Raw genomic sequence first — 20,371 nt, forward strand, 5'->3', positions numbered from 1 at the left:
GATGCATATAGACTTACCAGAAAAACGTTATTACGGAATTGGCGAAGTAGCCAAAGCCTTTAAGGTAAATGCCTCCTTGATTCGGTTTTGGGAAAAAGAATTCGACGTTTTAAAACCTAAGAAAAACGCTAAGGGCAACCGAAAATTTACACCAGAAGATATTAAGAATTTAAAATTCATTTATCATTTGGTTAAAGAGCGTGGTTTTACTTTAGAAGGAGCAAAAACACATCTTAAAGAAGAAAAAAAACAAGCTTTAGAGAAATTTGAAATTATTAATAAACTCGAAAGCATAAAAGCACAACTAACTAAAATAAAAACACAACTTTAAAACTATACTATTATGAAAAAATGGCTAATTCCTGTAATTATAATTGGACTCTTAGGATTTGCTTTATACTCTTGGGGCAAAAATTTCAATAACACAGCCGTAACACTAAACGAAAACGTCAAAGAATCTTGGGGAAATGTACAGACATCTTACCAACGTAGAAATGATCTTATCGGAAACTTAGTTAAAACAGTACAAGGTGCTGCAGATTTTGAAAGAGGAACTTTAGAAGCTGTAATTAAAGCAAGATCTGAAGCCACAAAAACAACAATTGACCCTTCTAATATTACACCTGAACAATTAAAACAGTTCAATCAAGCACAAGGTGGATTAAGTAGTGCATTATCTAGACTATTAGTTACTGTAGAGAGATATCCTGATTTAAAAACAAATCAAAATTTCTTAAAATTACAAGATGAATTAACTAGTACAGAAAATACGATTCAAACCGCAAGAACACGTTATAATGAAAAGATCAAACCTTATAACATACACGTCAATACATTTCCAAACAGCATTTTAGCAGGCTTTTTAAACTTTGATGAAAAACCATATTTTGATGCTGAAGTAGGAGCTGAAAAACCAGTAGATGTAGAATTTGACTTTTAATAAAATTACAAATGTCTAAACTAGAAGATTTTCTAACCGCAAAAGACGAAGAAAAAATCGTTGAAGCTATTCGTCTTGCCGAAAACAAGACTTCAGGTGAAATACGAGTTCATATAGAAAAGAATTGTACAAAAGACATTTTTGAGCACACAACAGAAGTGTTTCATTATCTAAAAATGGATAATACAAAACAACAAAACGGGGTTCTTATCTATGTTGCTATAGAAAACAAATCTTTTATGATTTACGGAGATGTTGGTATCAATAATGCTGTAGATAAGGACTTTTGGAATACAACACGAGATGTTATTTCATCTCATTTCAGAAAAGGGGATTTTGCTAATGGATTAATTACTGGAATTGAAAAAGCAGGAAATGAATTAGCAAAACACTTTCCTTGGTTACATGGTGATACTAATGAATTAGAAAACACGATTTCTAAAGGCTAATGCAAAACTTAAAACTTCTCGTATTCACATTATTCTTAAGCTTATGCTTTACTGCTAATGCGCAATACAACATACCTGAAAAACCAAAATTTATTCCTCCAGTTATAGACAGCACACATGTTTTACAACAAGGAGAATTCACTGCACTTTCTGAAAAACTACGTCATTATAGTGACAGTACTTCAACAGAGGTTATTGTTGTAATAATACCAACAACGAAAGGTGAAAATATTGGTTTACTAACACCAAGATGGGGACAGAAATGGGGAATTGGGCAAGCTGAAGAAGACAATGGAGTATTTATTCTATTAGCTAGAAATGATCGTAATATATGGATTTCGCCAGGTTATGGTGTAGAAGACAGACTGACAGCAGGTATTGTTGGCGAACTTACGCGTAATATTATTATACCAGAATTTAGAAACGGAGATTATTATGCTGGTCTAGACAAAGGCACAGACGCAATTATTGATGTGTTGAGTGGTGCATATACAAATAACAGAACCACTAACAACTCTAATGGTACACCAATACAGGTCATTATATTCTTAGTCATTATTTTTATCATATTTGTTATTGTAATTTCTAAAACTAGAGGAGACGGAAATGGTGGAAGCGGCGGAAATAGATCTAATCAAAGAGGACTTCTTGAAGCTATTATCTTAAGTAATATGGGTCGTGGAAGTTATTCTCGAAGATCATCTGGTGGTTTTGGAGGTGGAAGTTTTGGTGGTGGAGGCAGCTTTGGCGGAGGTGGTTTCGGCGGCGGAGGCGGTTTCTCTGGTGGTGGAGCTGGAGGAAGTTGGTAATATAGACAGTAGTTACTTTTTAACTTTCTGAAACTCTGAAACTCTGAAACTCTGAAACTCTGAAACTCTGAAACTTAAAATGAACTAATCAAAAAAGATAACACCTCCATCATCTGATTCACCTTTACTTCCTAAACTATTAAACTTATAACTTAAGCTTAGCATAAAATACTGTCTTAAAACGGTACTTTGCTTATCTTCAATATAATCTTGAGTAGCTATACGCTTAGCATTGGTATTCTGGTTTAACAAATCGTACACTTTTAATGTTATAATGGCTTTATCCTTAAACATACTGTAAGCTAATGTTGAGTTCCAAAACCATGCACTTTTCTGAAAGCCATCTGCCACATTTGGATTGTAATTAAAATTGATATCATTTCGCCACTCAAAGTTTTTAGGTAAAAAAGTAGCTGTTCTTACTCCTGCATTATGACTTGTAAATTCTCGATCTTCAAAAGCCTCAATATCATAAGATGTATTAGTATAACTTATCTGGTAATAGGGTTTAAATTCTAATACTTTATCCCATATAAAATCGATACCAAGTCTTGGTGTGATCTTATCGGACTTGCTTGCATATTTCACATCATTATTAAAATTAATTCGTTCTGACGTATTATAACTTGCCCTCAATTTTAGCTTAATAGTTCTTAAGGTATCAACCTTAAAATCTTTATTATAGTTTACCCAAGAACCAACATTATAATTACCATCAACATTTACATAAGTTGTAGTTCTCCTCAGCGTTTCTTCATCTATTGTAGTTTTAGCTACGACTTGATTATCTGAAACACTCGCATTAACACCTACATAAAAGCCTGTACGTTTTTGCCAATCAAACCCATTATATCCGAGATAAACACTATGGTTATTTGAAGGCTCTAAATTAGGATTACCAATTATAGTTTGAAGTGGGTTTGAAACATCTTCGTAAGCTTGAAGTTGCCTTAATCCTGGCGGCTGATTCTGTAACCAATAATTAGCATAAATAGAAGATTTTGGGCTAAATGTATAGCTTATATAAGAATTCGCTTCAATATTTTCAAAATTGCGCTCTACATTAAATTCTGGTCTTAATAAATCTTGATTTTTTAAAGTTCTTATATTATAACCTAAATCGAAACTTGTCGATAATTTTTCGCCTCTATAAGACAATCCAACAGACGGAATATTTCTATAATCTGTATATTGAAAATCTGTACTTAAATCGGTGTTAAAATCCGTAAAATCCTGTGTTCCATTACTAAAATCAAAAGTACTTTCTCGGTTATTATCTTTATCTCTAGCGTATTTATAATCTAAATTCAAGAAGAATTTTTTAGTTATTAGTGGTAATCTATAGGATAATTTTGTAGAAATTCCGTAACTATTGTTTTCTCCTTCAGTAAACTGATTTCTATCTATGATTTCTGGATTACTACCAAAAACCTCTGTATTAGAATTTAAAAAATCATCACTTTCTTGTTGGTTTACACTGGTTACTAATTCAGCCTTGATAAAAGCACCTCTATTCCCTAATCGCTTAGTTATAGAAATTTCATTAGAAAACCGCTTTACATAACGCTCTACATTTGAGTTAACGTTAGATTGATTTGTTAAGAGCATATCTTCATCTAAAGTTTCTTCGTAACTAGAATATCGTGTTTGGGATTTAGAATAACCAAAAGTAGGCTCTATGTTAATTTGAAACGTAGAATCCGTTTCAATTTCGAATTCTAAATTAAAAGAATGATTATCTGTATCATTATCTGATATAGAATTTGAATTGGTAAAATATCGTGAATCCGACAAAATAGTTTCACGTTCAGCTGAGGATTCATTTTCTGAATTACTAGATGAGAAAAAATAATCTGCAGACACATCTGTTTTTTCACCTATAATATCAGCATAGTTAACACCTGCATTTTGGGATGTTGTAATCCCTTCTCCTCCTCCAAAAGAACGACCATCTATAGTAAAAGAACCATTACTATCGAAAAATACACTGCCTCCACCACCAAACATTTTGGAAATTTCGCCAAAGCTAAAACCTGGTGTGTTAGTATTATTCCCACCTGCAAGTACACTTACACGTCTATCGTTATCAAATAAGTTTACCATGCCTGCAAGCTCGTAACGGTCGTCAGTTCCAGCACCTGCAGATACACGTCCAAAAATGCCCTTATTGTTTTCTTCTTTAATAGTAAGATTTATAGTTTTATTCTCTTTATCACCTTCTTCACCTGTAAAAGCTTCAGATTTAGTTTTTGTGTCAACAATCTGAATTTTCTCAATTATATCCTTTGTTAAATTCTTTGTTGTTATCGTAGGATCATCACCAAAAAAAGGTTTTCCGTTAACTAAAATTTTGTTTACACTTTTACCATTAACTGTAATATTACCTTCGTCATCTACTTCTACTCCTGGTAATTGCTTAAGTAAATCTTCTACGTTAGCATCTTTCTTAGTTTTAAAAGATTTTACGTTAAACTCTAAAGTATCTTTTTTAATGGTTATTGGTGCTGTAGATTTCACTAAAACTTCTCCTAATTGATTGTTCAGCGTTAAAGCGATAGTGTTTAAATTAATCTGTGCTTTATCAATTTTAATTTTCTTAAAATAAGTTTCATAGCCAACATAAGACACATAGAAATTTAAACTCTCATCGTAAGTTGTACTTTCTATTTTAAACTTTCCATCTTTATCTGAAATCGTATACGTAACAACAGCACTATCTTTGACACGCTCCAAATAGATTGTTGCCGATTCTAACGGCATATCTGTATCTGACGCTTTGAGTGTTCCTGTAATTTCGAATGATTTTTCTTGGGAAAATGATTGCAGTGCAAATAAAAATGCAAAAACTAAGATTAGTTTCTTCATGATGATGATTGATTGATTGATTGATTGATTGATTGATTGATTGATTGATTGTTAGCGGTTATTAAACGCAAAGAAACTAGAATTCTTATAAAACTTCTTAAAAAATTTATAAAATTATCGTTTAAGCGTAAAATGACCTTTAAATGTTCTCCCATCTAAAAGTCTAGCAACAAACCAGTAATCATCTGTTGGCAATACCTCTCCATTATATGTACCATCCCATTTTGGGTTATTATAGTTTAATATAGCCACTAATTTACCGTAACGATTAAACACCTCGATAGTCATTGAATCAGTAAACTCAGAAGACAATCCTTTCATCTGCCACGTATCATTAACCATGTCTCCATTAGGTGTGAAAAATTTTGGAAAGCCTAAGACAGAAATAGCCATGGATACCGTTCCGCAATCTGCTTTTATATCTTTAACGTAAACGGAATGAATTCCTGCAGGTACATTTTCAAAAATCATAGATTCTTGATATATACCAAACTCATCATTTAAAGCGTATAAATATTCTCCATCTCCTGAGACGAATACAGAGACCACATTGTTTTCAGATAAATCTGAGACTTCAATAGTTTCAAAAGTCGCCGTATCTGATGGCAATACTATAATAGTTCGCTCTGCAGTACAACCAAAAGGTTTTGTTACTTCTACGGAATAGCTTCCAGCTTCATTGACTTCAATCGTCATCGTAGTTTCACCTGTAGACCAACTGTAATAATAGTTATTTGAAATATCATTTACCACACCTCCATAAAGCGTAATTGTTTCAGGAAATGTATTTGAGCAATAGTAAACCGTTTCGTCATCTAAAAGATTTGGCAAAACGTCAACCTTTAAATTTACTTCCGTAATACTATAACAACTTCCGTTTTGTGCTAATCTTGCAAAAATAGTTTGATTATACGGTTGTGTATTGGTGTAACTGGTATTCAATTGGTTTTCTTGAAATAAAGCATCGTTATGTGTTTCATAATATCCAAGAACAATAACATCTGCAGATTCAGAATTTAAAATTTCACTTTCAGCTAGTGTTAAATCAAAACTAACTAATCCTGTTTCGTCTTGGTTATCACAAACAGTTAATGTACCACTATTAGATGTATTTGTATTTACAACCAAAAGTACTTCAGCTATTTCACTACAATTTGTAACTGTATTTAAAACTTGTGCATAGACAATCTGATTATTGACTTGATTTATATACAACTGATCATCTATAGGAATAGATAAATCTATGGTTTCAAAAAAGTTAACTTCTAAATTATTTAAACTACCATTTACAATTACATCACTATATGCACTAAGGTTGAAAGAGGAAAGACCATCAATTATAGCATCTTCACATTGATTAATAGTAACATTATTAACATCTGGCTTAGGATTTACTGTTACCGTAAAAGGATATCTTACAATATTAGTTGCACAGCTTTGTACTACAGGCAAAAGCCAATAGGTTGTTGTTGCATTTATATTAACGTTATAATTTAGTCCTGAATGTATTGGAGAAATAGATGTTGAAGTTTCGTACCATGAAACATCTACTGTAGAGGCTTCAACGGTTAGCATCACAGAATCAGAGCCACAAACCGTAAAATCACTGCTTATAACTCGAGGCATTATTATAGTACTACTAGTAGATAAATTAATAACCGTTTCATTAGGCATACCTCCAAACTCTACAATATAACCCTTAGGATGGTAAGGGTTGTTAATACCTGGATCTCCTGTATTACCTAAATCGTTCCATGCGCCCAATACACCAATTGATGGATCAGTGATATGTGCATAATCTTCTTCATTAAAATTGTTAGGCTCATTAGTATTCCAGAATTCGAACATTCCATTTTGAGCTGAACCATTAGCAACACCTTGCCAAAATACTTGTCCTGCTTCTGGACCAGTTTCCCAAATCCAAGTGCCTTCGTTTTGCTGATCAGAACCTCCTATCCAACCTGTACCTGTGCTTTGTTCTCCTGCCAACTGAGATTCATCTTCAGAAGTAATTGTAGCCAAGTAACCTTGTAATCCAAAATAATTTAAACTAGCTGCAGCATCTCTAGCTTCTGTCCAAGTAATACCAAGATCTGCTACATAAAAATAATAATGACCTGTACTCGGTAAATAATTAGCATCACCTAAATTGATAGAAACTTGTCTGTCTTGTGTAAATAATGTTTGTGTAGTTTGAAAAAGAACATTTTCAATAGCAGATGAAAATTCCGCAAACGTAGCTGGACCCGTTAAAGTTAAACGGCCTTCTGTAGTACTCCAACTTGACGTGATATTTGGGTTTACCCCACTTAAAGCTAAATTATCTAGACCAATTTGATAGCCTTCTACGATTTGAATATAAATCTCAGGTAATGACGTATCTTCTGAATTTGGGTCTGAAATAAGTGCAGATGTTACAATTGGAATTGAAGAACCTGGACAATAAATTTGCCCTCCTGAAACACTTATTTCAGGAGGTAAATTTTGTGAGAATCCATTAAAAAAATAAGACAGCACAACTATTAGAATAAAGGCAGACTTATTTTTCATGAAATAATGATTTCTATTTTTTACGCATGTAAACGCTTATAGGAACACCATTAAAATCGAAATGATCTCTTAGTTTATTCTCTAAAAATCGTTTATACGGATCCTTTACGTATTGCGGTAAATTACAGAAAAAAGCAAATTGCGGTTGCGGAGTTGGCAACTGCATAATGTATTTTATTTTTACAAATTTACCTTTGTAAGCTGGAGGTGGCTGATTTTCAATAATAGGTAACAATGCTTCATTAAGAACACTTGTCTTAATACGCTTCGTTCTATTGTTATAAACTTCAACCGCTGTTTCAATCGCTTTAAAAATACGTTGCTTATTTAATACCGAAATAAATACTATTGGTACATCGGTGAAAGGAGCAATTTCTTTTCTAATATGTTGCTCAAATTCTTTAGCTGTTTTAGTATTCTTTTCTATTAAATCCCATTTGTTAACGAGAATTACAACACCTTTTCTGTTACGTTCTGCTAACCAAAAAATATTTTGAACTTGTCCATCAAAACCACGAGTGGCATCTAATACAACCAAACAAACATCACAATGCTCAATAGCTCTTACGCTTCGCATTACAGAATAAAATTCTAAATCCTCTTTTACTTTAGCTTTACGACGAATACCTGCCGTATCTACTAAATTAAATTCGAATCCAAAACGGTTATATTTTGTATCAATAGAATCACGAGTCGTACCTGCAATATCAGTTACGATATAACGATCTTCACCAATTAAAGCATTAATAAATGACGATTTACCTGCGTTAGGTCTTCCTACCACTGCAAACCTTGGCAATTCATCTTCTTCTACCTCTTCTACTTCAGGTAAAGCTTCTACAACAGCATCTAATAAATCTCCTGTTCCACTTCCATTGATACTAGCAATAGCAAAATATTCACCTAAACCAAGAGAATAAAACTCAACAGCATCTTCTAATCGCTTATTGTTATCTACTTTATTTACTACTAAAAAAACAGGTTTATCTATTTTTCTAAGTAATTTGGCAACATCCTCGTCCATGCCAGTTACTCCAGATTCTACATCTACCATAAAAATAATGGCATCAGCTTCTTCTATCGCTAATTCTACTTGTTTATCTATTTCGGCCTCAAAAACATCATCACTACCAACTACATAACCTCCTGTGTCAATTAGGGAAAATTCTTTACCATTCCAATCTGTTTTGCCATAATGACGATCTCTTGTTACACCACTTACAGCGTCAACAATAGCTTCACGTCTTTGTATAAGACGGTTAAAAAATGTCGATTTCCCTACATTAGGACGACCTACTACAGCTACTATATTACTCATTTATTTTTATTTAAGGCTACAAAGATAATATATACTTGCGTGTTATAGTGAACTATTATTGACTTTTCACTTCATATTGAAAAAACAATTCTAAGCAAAAAAAATACAGTAAAAAACGAGACAAAAAATAACTCTAAAAATTGTTAATATCCTGTTGATAACAAGTATTTATTTAAAGTAATTAGCGTTAATTTTTAGTAATTTTATTGTCTGTACTTTATCAGTTTTTATTTACACTTTTAGTGATATTTTTTATAAATTTATCTTTTCAAGAACAGCCCCATTCTTGCAGTTTTATATCAATTCAAAAGAACAAAACACTTAAGTAACCACCTTAAAAACAAAACGTTATAATTAAATTTAAAAATATGGGGAGATCTCTTACGCTAATCTTAATTTTGGTTTTATGCTCTAAATTTGCACTAGCTCAAAAAAGCTATAGAGACCATGCTATCCAAAAAGGTGAAAGCGTTTACATGATTTCTAGACAATACGGAATATCTCCATCTGCTATTTTTGAACTCAATCCGGGTTCAGAAGTCATGATTTATGCTGGCAGAACTTTACGTATTCCAAATTCAGATACTACAAGCACTCCAACAACCACCACGGCAATTAATGGAGATCTCATCAGTAACTATATCGTTAAACGAGGTGAAACAAAATTTGAGCTTTCGCGACGTTTTGGAGTGAGCATTACAATGCTAGAGCAACAAAATCCGCATATTATAAATATGCTCCAAGTAGGACATATTATAAATTTAGATAAATCAATACAGGAAAAAGAACGTACAGTAAACAAAGGAGAGCACTATGTGGTTAAAGGCGAAACGCTTTGGGGAATTTCTCAAAAATACGGCATAACTTTAACTCAATTACAAACAGCAAACTCTAGTAGATTATCTGAATTCTTGCAAATTGGACAAACATTAATTATTCCTGATAACAATTCAAAAACTGAAACTGATAGCGATTATGTTGTGCAACGAGGAGATACAAAATTTGGATTAGCAAAGCGTTTTAATATGTCTATTGCTGAACTTGAAGAAAAAAACCCTCAGATCGTTAATATGCTTATGGCTGGCCACAGACTTCACATAGACGATACTGTTGCTACGACAAACACAGACACACCTGACAATGAACCTACTGAAGCTTCCAACCCAATTGAAGATCCAATTTTAACTGAAGATACGGCCTTAAATGATATTCCTGTTCCTGACGTTGATTCAACTTCTACAGTCGCTACAGGTGATTATAAAGATTATGTTATAGAACCAAAAGAAACACTTTTTGGATTATCCAGAAAAGCAGGAATGACAATTGATGAGTTCACAACATTAAACCCATCTCTACTAACATCTGTGAACACTGGTGACATTATCAAAATGCCAAGAAATATTACTTCAACCACTGTTAGTCCTAATACAGAAACTACAAACACTCCTAATAATACAACAGTAACACAGACTAATAAAAATAAAGCGTTATATGATAATTTAATATCAGAAACAGCAAATGGCCTATATTTTTACACTCCTTTTTCTAGCGATGAACTGAGCGAGCCCGAACAAAGACGTAAAATGATTAGTACTAATGCCGATTTTCAAAAATATGTGGATTTCTTCCAAGGTGCTCAGATTGCAATTGACTCTGCAAAAGCTATTGGTTTAAATTTTGATGTCACTTTAATTAAAAAGAATATTGCGAAATCTAATTTAACAATAGAAAGTCCGCATAATAAAAACGCGCTCATTGTTCCGTTTTTAGAGAATAGTGCTAATTTCCCTAATATTATATCTGATAAATCATTTTCTATAATTGATATTGAATCGAATATAAGTTCTAATGACAGTATCAATATATATAAATCAATAGCGACAGATAGTGTTCAGAAAACCAAAACCTTAAATTATTTAGCAAAACAAAACGCAAATATTGTCGTTGTCAGTGACCTTGATGAAAACAGAAATAAAGGTTTAATTTTAGAAACACTTCCAAATTCTAAATTTTTAAAAGTTGATAACGCTGGATTTTTTAAATCTGACGAATTGACTATTGCATTGGACAAGAACAAACTAAATTACGTTGTTTTTGACAGTGAAAAAACCATCGTTCTTCTGAATACCACTACAGCTTTAATGAGTAAATTATCGGATTATAAAATTGAACTCGTTACACTAGAAACATCATTAGTACCAGAACAAAGTGAAGTTTCAGAAATGAGGTATCGTATTTTGAAACTTATTTATCCTACTGTTACAAATCCAGAAAGTGAAAAAGGTAGCACTGCATTTGAACAAAATTATGAAGCTGAATTCATATCTAAACCATCACAGTATTCTATATTAGGGTTTGATGTTACTTTAGACATAATATTAAGGATTTCAAACAATTCATCATTTGAAGACACTAGTTCTATAATATCAATTCAACCACACCTGAAATTTGATTATAAAAAGATAAACGACCAACGTTATTCAAATACAGGAATATATTTAATGCAGTACAATTCTGATAAAGGAATCAAAGAACTTAATTAATCTTAGACAAGACTATAGAAGTCTAAAATAGTAATCGATTTTTAAGACGTCTAAACCCAGCTTCTGAACTAGTAAAAATGTTTTAAGAATAGAAATCACATCATAACAAAAGCTCTTAAAGCACTAATTATTTTAATGTTTTTATCCTTTTTAAAGTTAACCTAACATGCATATTACAGTCTAGTTTCAACTGATTCTTATAGGATTTAAAAATGCTATAAAACTGTAGGTATTAATTTTGTTATGTAAGGGCTATTTACATATATTTGTTTTCCCTCAATCTTTCAATGCTGCAAGCGATAATTTTATTTTTGAACTTGCTGTTCTTAATCCATGGCAACAATTTCAAGGAAAAGTAATTATTTTAAATTTTTTTAATGAAAGCCAAAAAGTACAGTTTTAAAAGTTATCCTATACTTATAGCATTTCTTCTTACATCAATTATTAGTGGATTCACTACTGTGAATGCACAATGCCCAATTGTAACTAATAATACACAAACGCTATGTGATATAGAATCTTTACTTGTAGGAGACCTACAAGCTACAGATTCTGGTGGTGGAGTATTTTGGTATGCTACTGCTACTTCAACAGTGCCTTTATCAAATTCAGAAAACCTAATTAACGGAGAGGACTATTATGCAGACGACAGTACGGGAACATGCGGCACAAGATCTCGTGTAGACATTATTATATTTGGCCCTCCAACTGGTAGTAATTTTCAAGGTGTATGTCTAGACGATTCATCTTTAGCGACAGTAAGTGATTTAGAAGCAACAGGAAACGATGTGCAATGGTACTTATCTTCTTCTGGAGGCACGGCGTTAAATGACACAGACGTGTTAATGGATAACACCTTATATTACGCAGATCAAGCTAGTCCTGACGGAAGCTGTAGAACATCAAGGCTTTCCGTTTTAGTTATTGTTGGCTCTACGCCTATTCCAACTGGTGATTCTATTCAACAATTTTGTGTAAATCCAAGTGTTACTCCTACAATAGGAGATTTAGTTGCGAGTGGCACGAACAACTGGTATATCTCTTTATTTTCAGCCTTAGCACTATCTCCTTCTACTCCATTAATTAATGGGCAAACATATTATGCAACATCTTTAGATCCTCCGTGCGAAAGTACAGGAAGATTCCCTGTTTTAGTGATGTTAGATATCGCCCCAAACGCAGGTGAAGATAGCTTGTTAGATCTCTGCGAAACTAATATTAGTTCTTCTATCGATTTATTTCTAGAACTTGGAGGCCTACCTGATACTGGAGGGTTTTGGACACCAACATTAAATAGTGGAACAGGTATTTTTGATCCTTCTATAGATCTAGCTGGCGAGTATACTTATACTGTAAATTCTAATAATAGTTGCCCAGATGAATCTGCAATTGTTACTGTAAACATAACACCTAAACCAAATGCAGGAACTGATGGAGCTATAGATTTATGTAGCACTAGTGACGTTATAGATTTATTTTTAAGCTTAGGTAACACTCCTGACATCGGAGGAATTTGGTCTCCAACTCTTGCAAGTGGTACAGGCGAATTCAATCCAGCAGTAGACGCTGACGGTATTTATACATACACCGTTAGTGGCACGGCTCCTTGTATTGATGAAACCGCTACAGTTACAGTTTCTGTAACTCCATATAAAGATGCTGGCGAGAATGCCAGTATAGATATATGCGATAACGTAGGAACTATAAATCTTTTTAATAGTTTAGGTGGCACGCCAGACCTTGGAGGTATATGGTCACCAGCACTAAACAGTGGAACTAATATTTTTGACCCTTCTGTTGATAGTCCTGGGATTTTTACATATTCATTCGCAGGGAATACTCCTTGCCCTGATGAATCTGCAACAGTTAACGTTAACATAAACCCATTACCAAATCCGGGTTCAAATGGCACCTTAGAAATTTGCAGTAACGACTCAAATACATTTAACTTACTTAATAGTCTTGGAGGTACTCCTGATGGTGGTGGTACTTGGTTTCCTGCTCTTAATAGTGGCACTGGAGTTTTTGACCCTTCAATTGATACTGTTGGCATTTATACATATACAGTATCAGGCATAACGCCTTGTCCAGATGCATCAGCCGATGTTAATGTGGTATTCATACAGGAACCAGACGCTGGAATAAGCGCTGAAATTGAAATCTGTAGTAATGAAGGAATTATTAATTTATTCGAAAATCTTGATGGTACTCCAGAAATTGGAGGAACTTGGTCGCCTGCTCTTGCTAGTGGATCAGGAATTTATGACCCTTTAGTTGATTTAAATGACACCTACACATATACTGTAATAGGAACAAATCCTTGTGCCGATGCTACTGCAACTATTACAATTACACTCAATCCATTCTCTAATGCTGGGCTTAATGGAACTGTTATCATTTGTACTGAGGATGGCACTATTAATCTTTTTGACAGCCTTGGAGGTTCACCTCAATCAGGAGGAATTTGGTCTCCAGCATTAGCAAGTGGAACAGGAGTTTTTGATCCTTCTATTGATGCAGCAGACACCTACACCTATACAATTTCTGGAATAGGGTCATGTTCAGATGATTCAGCAACAGTTGAAGTTTCAATAGAAATATCACCTGACGCTGGCACAGATAGCACATTAACTCTTTGTAGTCTTACAAATACAGTCAATTTATTTAATAGCTTAAACGGAAATCCTCAACTAGGAGGTACTTGGTCTCCTACATTAGCGAGTGGTACTGGTGTTTTTAATCCGAATATAGATGCTGATGGAATTTACACTTACACAATAACTTCAATCTGTGGAAGTAGCGCTGCGGAAGTTACGGTTACCTCTACAGATGCCAATAGCGCAGGAACAGATGGCACAGTTGAATTTTGCAGTACAGATACTACAATTATAAACTTATTTGATAGTCTTGGAGGAAATCCTGATAATGGAGGAACTTGGACTCCGACACTTACTAGTGGTACCGGAATTTTTGATCCCACAATAGATACTGCAGGTTCATATACGTATACCGTTTTAAATAGTGCAACGCTTTGTCCTGATGATTCTGCTACAATTGAAGTTTCAATTATACAAGGACCTGATGCTGGAAATGATGGTGTACTCAATTTATGTAATTCAACAAATACCGTCAATTTATTCGACAGTCTCTCCGGAAATCCTGAATCAGGAGGAACTTGGACTCCAACATTAAATAGTGGTACTGGACTTTTTGATCCTAATACAGACGCTGAAGGAATTTACACCTATACTTTAAATAATTCATGTGGTACTAATTCCGCCACTGTAGCTGTTTCCTTTTCAAACACAAATGATGCTGGAACGGATGGCTCTATTGACTTTTGTAGTACTGATGCCATAGTAGATTTATTTAATAGCTTAGGAGGAACTCCTGATATTGGTGGAACATGGACTCCTACGTTAACAAGTGGAACAGGAATGTTTGATCCTAGTATTGATCCTTCAGGACTATATACCTATACTATTTCTAGTGCTAGCGCAACTTGCCCTGATGCAACTGCAGTTGTTACAGTTTCTGTTTTACAAGGCCCTGATGTTGGAAACGACGGATCCTTAAATTTATGTAACTCTACAGATACTGTCAATTTATTTGAAAGCCTTGGAGGAACACCTGAAACAGGAGGTACTTGGACACCAACTTTAAATAGTGGAACTGGAGTTTTAGATCCTAATATAGATGCAGAAGGCATTTACACGTATACTTTAAGCAATTCATGTGGTACTAATTCGGCTACTGTAATAGTTTCATTTTCGGATACAAATGATGCTGGAACTGATGAGGCAATTGAACTTTGTAATACTGAACCCGCTTTCAATTTATTTAATAGCTTAGGAGGAACTCCTGATGTTGGAGGAACATGGACTCCTGCACTTGCGAGTGGAAGTGATACTTTTGATCCTAGTATTGATGGTTCTGGTATATATACCTATACCATTTCTAGTGCTAGCGCAACATGCCCAGATGCTACAGCAGCGGTTACGGTTTCTGTTTTACAAAGCCCTGATGCTGGTAACGACGGTTCATTAAATTTATGTAACTCTACAGCGATAACAAATTTATTTGAAAGTCTTTCTGGTACGCCTGAAACTGGTGGGATTTGGACTCCTTCTCTAAATAGTGGTACAGGAATATTTGATCCTAACGTAGACGCTGAAGGAACTTATACTTACACGTTAAGCAACTCATGTGGCACTAATTCAGCTACTGTGGCTGTATCTTTTTCAGATACAAACGATGCAGGAATGGATGGCACTATCGAACTTTGTAATACCGATACAATAGTAGATTTATTTAATAGCTTAGAAGGAACACCTGATATTGGCGGAACATGGACTCCTACTCTAACAAGCGGAACTGGAATGTTTGATCCTAGTATTGATCCCTCAGGACTATACACCTATACTATTTCTAGTGCCAGCGCAACTTGCCCTGATGCTACTGCAATTGTTAATGTCTCTGTTTTACAAGAACCTAATGCAGGAAATGATGGAACTTTAGATTTATGCTCAAATTTAGGTTCTGTAGATTTAATTAGTGGACTTAGTGGTGCACCTGATACTGGAGGGATTTGGACACCTGCTTTAAATAGTGGCACAGGAATTTTTGATCCAACTATTGATGCTGCAGGAAATTACACCTATTCTTTAAGCAATACATGTGGTAGCAGCTCTGCTATAGTAACCGTTTTAATTTCAACAGCTAATGACGCTGGAACTGATGGTTCCATTGAATTCTGTAGTAATGATGTAGCCACTGATTTATTTGATAGTCTTGGTGGAACTCCACAATCAGGTGGCTTATGGACACCTGCATTAACAAGTGGAACAGGAATGTTTGACCCAAGTATTGATATTGTAGGCACATATACATATACGGTTTCAGACAGTACATCTTCTTGTCCTGAAGCAGTGGCTTCTGTTTCAGTTACCATATTAGCACCACCAAATGCAGGTAGCGACGATACACTTTTACTATGTTCTAATGAAATTGATTCTGTAGATTTATTCGATAGTCTTGGTGATTCTCCTGATGCAGATGGAACCTGGACTCCTGCACTTGCAAGTGGCACAGGCATTTTTGATCCATTAACAGATACTGCTGGCATTTACACATATACTGTTATATCAACAGATTGTAATATTACAAGTTCTGCGGATGTAACCGTTACCATTATAGACCTTCCAGATGTTACTGGATTAGTTTTATCTAAGGAAAACACCGATAATGTTTGTCTTGGTACAGATGATGATGTCATCATTAATATAACAGGAGCCAATCAATTAATAGATGGTGATTATTCTATTGTATATGAGCTTACGCAGGCTAATAATTCTGTAAATACTATAGCTATTACAATAATCGATGGGAATGCTTCTTTTACAGTTCCTATAGAGTTATTACAAAATCCAGATTTAACTATTTTAACACTAAATGAATTATTTGTTTTAGGTCAAGATTGTAGCGCAGATACATCAAATGTTGCAGCACTTAAGATCAATGTTGAAGATATATCAACACCTGAAATTATCTCAGGTGGTAACGAGTTTTGTGAAACTGATAACCCGACATTAGAAGACTTATCAAATAATATTGTTGATGAAGAATTAGTTTTTTGGTATGATGCACTTGTTGATGGTAATGCTTTAGATAATTCTGAAATTTTACAAGATGGAGGTGTTTATTATGGTGCCATTAGATCAGAATTTGGCTGTGAAAGTAGAGAGCGTTTAGAAGTGACAATTATTCTAAATCCTTGTATTGGAGAACTATTAATACCTGATGGCTTTTCCCCGAACAATGATGGAATAAATGACGTGTTTGATATTTTATGGATTGATGATCTGTATCCTAATTTTAAGCTAACGGTATATAATAGATATGGAAATATTCTTTATGAAGGAGGATTAGGCTCAGCAAAATGGGATGGAACTTCGAAGAAAAACGATACAAAGCTTCCTGCAGGTGTTTATTTTTATGTTCTAGAATTTAATGATGGAGAGCGAGAGGCACAACAAGGAAGAGTCTATTTAAATAGATAATAATGACAAGTAAGATAACAAAATATAGCATTGTGATTATGACTCTAATTTTAGGGTTTGTTTCTCATGCACAACAAGATCCACAATACACACAATATATGTATAATATGAGTGTGATGAATCCTGCTTATGCTACTGATGACGAATCTACCATTAGCGCAGGCCTACTTTACCGATCGCAATGGACAAGATCCGTTGGTGGACCAACGACAGGAACATTCTTTGCTCATACTAAAATCAAAAACCGTATCGAAGGTGGATTATCAATTGTTCATGACGAAATAGGAGACGTTGTAAAACAATCTAGTGTTTATGCAGATATTGCTTATGTACTTCCTGTAAGCGATAATTCAAAATTGTCTTTTGGTATCAAAGCTGGTGCAACATTTTTTAGCACCGATTTTAATGGTTTTGTATATTCCGATCCATTACCTGATCCTGCTTTCGCTGAAAACATAAATAGAACCTTTCCTAATATAGGAGCGGGTTTATATTATTTTACAGAGGACTATTATTTAGGACTGTCAGTTCCCAATTTATTACAAACAAAACACCTTAAAGAAGATAGCGGTCTTGTTTCTGAAGCCTCAGAAAATATGCACTTCTTTTTAACTGGTGGCTATGTCTTCAACTTTGGTGAAAATTTTAAATTTAAACCAGCTTTTATGACTAAATATGTTGGAGGATCACCTCTATCATTAGATATCACAGCAAACGTCTTAGTTTATGATAAGGTAGAATTTGGAGCCTCATATCGATTAGATGATTCAGTTAGTGGAATCGTTAATTTTTCTATGTCAAGCACAGTAAGCATTGGTTACGCTTACGATCATACACTTTCTAATTTAGGTCGATTTAATTCTGGCTCTCACGAAATATTTTTATTATTTAACATTGATAAATTTGGCAAAGGCTACGATAAATCTCCAAGATTTTTCTAATTGAAAACAAATGAAAACGTTTAAACTATATATTGTATTAGTCACTTTAACAACAGTTACGCTTTGTTTTTCTCAATCGAAAAGTAAAGCAGACAAACTGTATGAAAATCGCGCATATATTGATGCTGCAGAAATTTATGCTCAACTTCCAAAAACAGTTGCTAATCTCGAAAAACTAGGTGATTGTTATTATTATAATTCAGAATTTGAAAATGCACACAAGGCCTACAAACAAGTTTATGATTTAAAAATTGACGCAGGATTGTCAGATTCTTTCTACTTCAAATACTTTGATGTGTTAAAAGGCATTAAAAATTATGAAGAAGCAGACGAGATTTCTACACTTTATTTAAAAGATTCAATTAATACTAAAAACTTCAGGTCTTTATTAGAACGTATAGTTCCTTATAATTATGAATTAGAAAATCTAACCAAAGATGTTGGAGGCTCTAGTTTTGGAGTTGGACTTAATGAAGACAAAATTGTTTTTGCTTCAACAAAAAACATAAAAAACCCAAATTATAAATGGAATGGTAAACCTTATTTAGACTTATATGAAGCAAAAGTTTCTACAGGTGATAAAATTACATTAGATAGTGTTCAGCCATTAAATAAAAAGATAAATATTCCTACTCAACATGAAAGTAGCGCTGTATTTACTAAAGACGGTAAAACAATGTACTTTTCTAGAAATCTAAAAAAACGAATTGATTTAGATTCTACAAAAGTAGCCGTTGTTAGTATATTTATGGCAGAGCTAATAGATAATGAATGGACAAATGTAGAAGCTGTTTCGTTTTCTAGTGACACGTATTCTACAATGCATCCTGCGTTAAATAATGATGAAAGTAGATTATACTTTTCAAGTGATATGCCTAGTTCAATAGGCTCTTTTGATGTATTCTATGTAGATGTATTTGACGATAATAGCTTTGGAGCTCCAATTAACTTAGGTGAAAATGTTAATACAAAACGTAGAGAACAATTTCCTTTTATCGCCACTGACAGCACGCTATATTTCTCTTCTAATGGTAAACATGGCTTTGGTGGTTTAGACCTATTTGCGAGTAGTGTTAGCAATAATGAATTTTTAGACGCGCTCAATTTAGGTGAATCGATAAATAGTGAAAAAGACGATTTTGCTTTTGTGGTGATAGATTCTGTAAATACAGGCTATATATCCTCTAATAGATCTGGTTTGGATAACATCTATACATTTAAACGTATTGAAAACGAAAGAACCTATTATATTGAAGGTGTAGTTACAGACAAAGTTACTGGTGAAATTTTACCTTTTACAACGGTTACCTTATTTGATAAAGATGGCAATGTTATCGCTGAACAGGTCGTAGGTGAAGATGGTAGATATATGCTTCCAACAAAACCGAGTCAAAAATATTCTGTTGAAGGTTTTCAACCAAAATACATTCCACAAATTGAATTTTTTGATACTAACGATAAAGGTAACATAGAGTTTAATATTGAACTTGAAATAGAGTCTTATAAAGATGCTGAAGAAATAGTAACCGATGATGCTGATGGTAATACGTTTATTGAATTAGAAAATATATATTTTGATTTTGCTAAATGGGAAATAAAACCACAAGCCGCAAAAACATTAGACGTTTTGGTCGCTCTACTAACTAAATATCCTCGTATGGAAATACAACTTGGAGCACATACCGATTCTAGAGCTGGATTTGATTTTAATTTAGACTTATCTGACAAAAGAGCTCGTGCGACCTTAGAATATCTTGTAGAGAATGGTATATCAAGAAAGCGTTTAACCTCTAAAGGCTATGGTGAAACTAAGCCATTAGTACCATGTGGTGAGAACTGTACCGAAACAGAGTACTCAATTAACAGACGTTGTGAATTCTTAATTTTGAAATAAAAA

At 33.9% G+C, this 20,371-nt stretch carries 11 protein-coding genes; 8 read left to right on the forward strand and 3 right to left on the reverse strand.

Translation table 11 applies throughout. From position 1 onward, the window contains the following. The first annotated feature begins 1 nt into the window (after position 1). The 4 genes from HM981_RS08350 to HM981_RS08365 are packed head-to-tail and all read left to right on the forward strand — an operon-like array spanning position 2 to position 2,198. Positions 2-331, forward strand: a complete 330-nt coding sequence (locus tag HM981_RS08350; protein WP_179338315.1) for a MerR family transcriptional regulator — start codon at positions 2-4, stop codon at positions 329-331. Positions 332-343: 12 nt separating this feature from the next. Then, complete coding sequence (locus tag HM981_RS08355) at positions 344-940, forward strand: LemA family protein (protein WP_179338316.1); 597 nt, start codon at positions 344-346, stop codon at positions 938-940. Between the two features lie 11 nt (positions 941-951). Next, complete coding sequence (locus tag HM981_RS08360; RefSeq protein ID WP_179338317.1) at positions 952-1,389, forward strand: TPM domain-containing protein; 438 nt, start codon at positions 952-954, stop codon at positions 1,387-1,389. After that, positions 1,389-2,198, forward strand: coding sequence for a TPM domain-containing protein (locus HM981_RS08365; RefSeq protein ID WP_179338318.1), 810 nt, complete (start codon positions 1,389-1,391; stop codon positions 2,196-2,198). Before HM981_RS08360 ends, HM981_RS08365 begins: the two co-directional genes overlap by 1 nt. Positions 2,199-2,282: 84 nt before the next feature. Here the strand turns inward: HM981_RS08365 and HM981_RS08370 are convergent, their stop codons facing one another. The 3 genes from HM981_RS08370 to der form a co-directional block, all read right to left on the reverse strand. Further along, a complete protein-coding gene (locus tag HM981_RS08370; RefSeq protein WP_179338319.1) occupies positions 2,283-5,063 on the reverse strand; it encodes an outer membrane beta-barrel protein in 2,781 nt (926 codons plus the stop codon). Between the two features lie 114 nt (positions 5,064-5,177). Then, positions 5,178-7,613 carry a T9SS type B sorting domain-containing protein gene (locus HM981_RS08375; RefSeq protein WP_179338320.1) on the reverse strand — a complete coding sequence of 812 codons (2,436 nt, stop codon included), beginning with the start codon at positions 7,611-7,613 and terminating at the stop codon, positions 5,178-5,180. Positions 7,614-7,626: 13 nt separating this feature from the next. Continuing rightward, positions 7,627-8,931: a ribosome biogenesis GTPase Der gene (gene der / locus HM981_RS08380; RefSeq protein ID WP_179338321.1), complete on the reverse strand. Its 1,305-nt coding sequence runs from the start codon at positions 8,929-8,931 to the stop codon at positions 7,627-7,629. Positions 8,932-9,299: 368 nt separating this feature from the next. Between der and HM981_RS08385 the strand changes: the two genes are divergently transcribed. The 4 genes from HM981_RS08385 (at position 9,300) to HM981_RS08400 (ending at position 20,368) form a co-directional block, all read left to right on the forward strand. Next, the gene (locus HM981_RS08385; protein ID WP_179338322.1) at positions 9,300-11,474 is read left to right on the forward strand and encodes a LysM peptidoglycan-binding domain-containing protein; all 2,175 of its coding nucleotides are present in this window, start codon (positions 9,300-9,302) and stop codon (positions 11,472-11,474) included. 377 nt (positions 11,475-11,851) lie between these two features. Beyond that, positions 11,852-17,533 carry a gliding motility-associated C-terminal domain-containing protein gene (locus tag HM981_RS08390; RefSeq protein WP_179338323.1) on the forward strand — a complete coding sequence of 1,894 codons (5,682 nt, stop codon included), beginning with the start codon at positions 11,852-11,854 and terminating at the stop codon, positions 17,531-17,533. Positions 17,534-17,535: 2 nt separating this feature from the next. Next, positions 17,536-18,474: a PorP/SprF family type IX secretion system membrane protein gene (locus HM981_RS08395; protein ID WP_179338324.1), complete on the forward strand. Its 939-nt coding sequence runs from the start codon at positions 17,536-17,538 to the stop codon at positions 18,472-18,474. 10 nt (positions 18,475-18,484) lie between these two features. Beyond that, positions 18,485-20,368, forward strand: coding sequence for an OmpA family protein (locus HM981_RS08400; RefSeq protein WP_179338325.1), 1,884 nt, complete (start codon positions 18,485-18,487; stop codon positions 20,366-20,368). Positions 20,369-20,371: the final 3 nt, after the last annotated feature.

This window comes from Winogradskyella ludwigii (assembly GCF_013403985.1).
GTDB classification, from domain to species: Bacteria; Bacteroidota; Bacteroidia; order Flavobacteriales; family Flavobacteriaceae; genus Winogradskyella; species Winogradskyella ludwigii.